Source organism: Microbacterium sp. Bi128, assembly GCF_918698205.1.
Window position 1 is genome coordinate 1 of the sequence record NZ_CAKKMM010001087.1, and the last position, 1,749, is coordinate 1,749.

Sequence of the window (1,749 nt, forward strand, 5' to 3'; positions counted from 1 at the left end):
CAGCGCTCCCGGAGAGCGCCGCCGCTGTGCGGCGCCGCGTCCGTGTAGCCCAGGGAGGCGACGATGTCCCGGACCAGCTGCCCGAGCGGCTCGGGCGTGGCGGTTTCAGCCACCGCCCGGGTCGCGGCCCGGAGCTGCAGGATGGCGTCCCGGACCTCCTTCCGCGCGAAGAACCGCTCACCGCCGCGCAGCTGGTAGCCGATCCCCGCCGAGGCCAGCGCCTGTTCGTAGGCTTCGGACTGCCCGTTGGTGCGGAAGAGCACGGCGACCTGGCTCGCCGGTGTTCCGGCGTCGAGGAGTTCACGGATCCGCGCGGCGACAGTGGCGGCCTCCGCCTCGTCATCCGAGCATTCGGTGAACCGCGGCACCGGGCCCGCCGGCCGCTGCGCTACGAGCTGCAAAGGCGTGGCCCAGGCGGCGTCCGCCACCGGGCCGCCGCTGCGCCGGCCGGCGAGGAGGTCGTTGGCGAGCCTGACGACCTGGGGCGTGGACCGGTAGTCCCGGATCAGCTTAACGACGTGGGCCTCGGGATACATCGCTTTGAACCCGAGCAGGTGCTTCGGGGAGGCGCCGGTGAAGGAGTAGATGGTCTGGCTGGCGTCGCCCACGACGCAGAGCTCGTCGCGTCCGCCGAGCCACAGCTCCAGGAGCCGCTGCTGCAGCGGCGAGACGTCCTGGTACTCGTCGACGACGAAGTGCCGGTACTGTTCCCGGACGGTCGCTGCCACCTTTGGGTCCTCCTGCAGGATCCCCACGGTGATCAGCAGCACGTCCTCGAAGTCGATGACGTTGCGGTCGGTCTTGACGTCCTCATAGGACTGGAAGACCCGTGCCACGGCCGTCAGGTCGAAGCCGCCCGGATTGCCCCGGCCCTGGGCGTTCTCCAGATAGTTCGCCGGGGTCAGCATGGATACCTTGGCCCACTCGATTTCGGAGGCGAGGTCCCGGATGGAGGCGCGGTCCGTGCTGAGCCGGAGCCGCCGCGCGGCCTCGGCAATCATCTGTGCCTTGTGGTCCAGCAGGTTGGGCAGGGTGCCGCCGACCGCCTGCGGCCAGAAGAACTGCAACTGGCGCAGCGCCGCGGCGTGGAAGGTACGGGCCTGAACGTTGCCGACGCCGAGGTCACGGAGCCGGCTGCGCATCTCGGCGGCAGCCCGGGCCGTGAAGGTGACAGCGAGGAGCCGTTGCGGGCTGTACACCCCTGAGTGCACGCCGTAGGCGATCCGGTGCGTGATGGCGCGGGTCTTGCCGGTCCCGGCACCGGCCAGGACACACATGGGCCCCTGGAGGGTGCTGGCAACCTCGCGTTGCTCGGCGTCGAGGCCGCCGAGGATCCGTTCCTCCAGCGAACGGCCGTCAGGTTCCGGGGCATCGGCAGGCGGGGCATCGCCCGACGTCGAGCTACCCGACGGTTCCCCGCCGGGGATGGTGCTGAAGTTCAATTTCTCTGTGGTCACTTTTGCTGCTCAGTCGGTAGTCGGTGTCCTGCGGATAGGGGCAGGCGGTGTCAGCCTGTATGGGGCAGTGTCAGGCGCTGTCCGCGGCGTCCTGAATGATGCCGCCGTACCAGTGTTCAATAAGGGACCGGGCGATGGAGAGCCTGCTGGAAATGACGATCTCGCCGCTGAGGACGGCGTCCTGCAGTTCGCTCCGGCTGAACCACCGTGCCCTGGTGACCTCGACGCCGTCGGGCCGGGCTTCGGTGTCCGGCGTGGTGGCCGTGAAGCCGAGCATCAGGGAGGCGGGAAA

1 protein-coding gene and 1 pseudogene are annotated in these 1,749 nt (G+C 69.5%); both read right to left on the reverse strand.

Features of this window, described 5'->3' with window-relative positions:
* Positions 1 to 1,346: ATP-dependent helicase (locus LQV45_RS30010; RefSeq protein ID WP_230010834.1), on the reverse strand; the 1,346-nt coding region annotated here is incomplete at its 3' end.
* 181 nt (positions 1,347 to 1,527) lie between these two features.
* Positions 1,528 to 1,749: pseudogene (locus LQV45_RS30015) on the reverse strand (NADH pyrophosphatase); the annotation flags it as partial.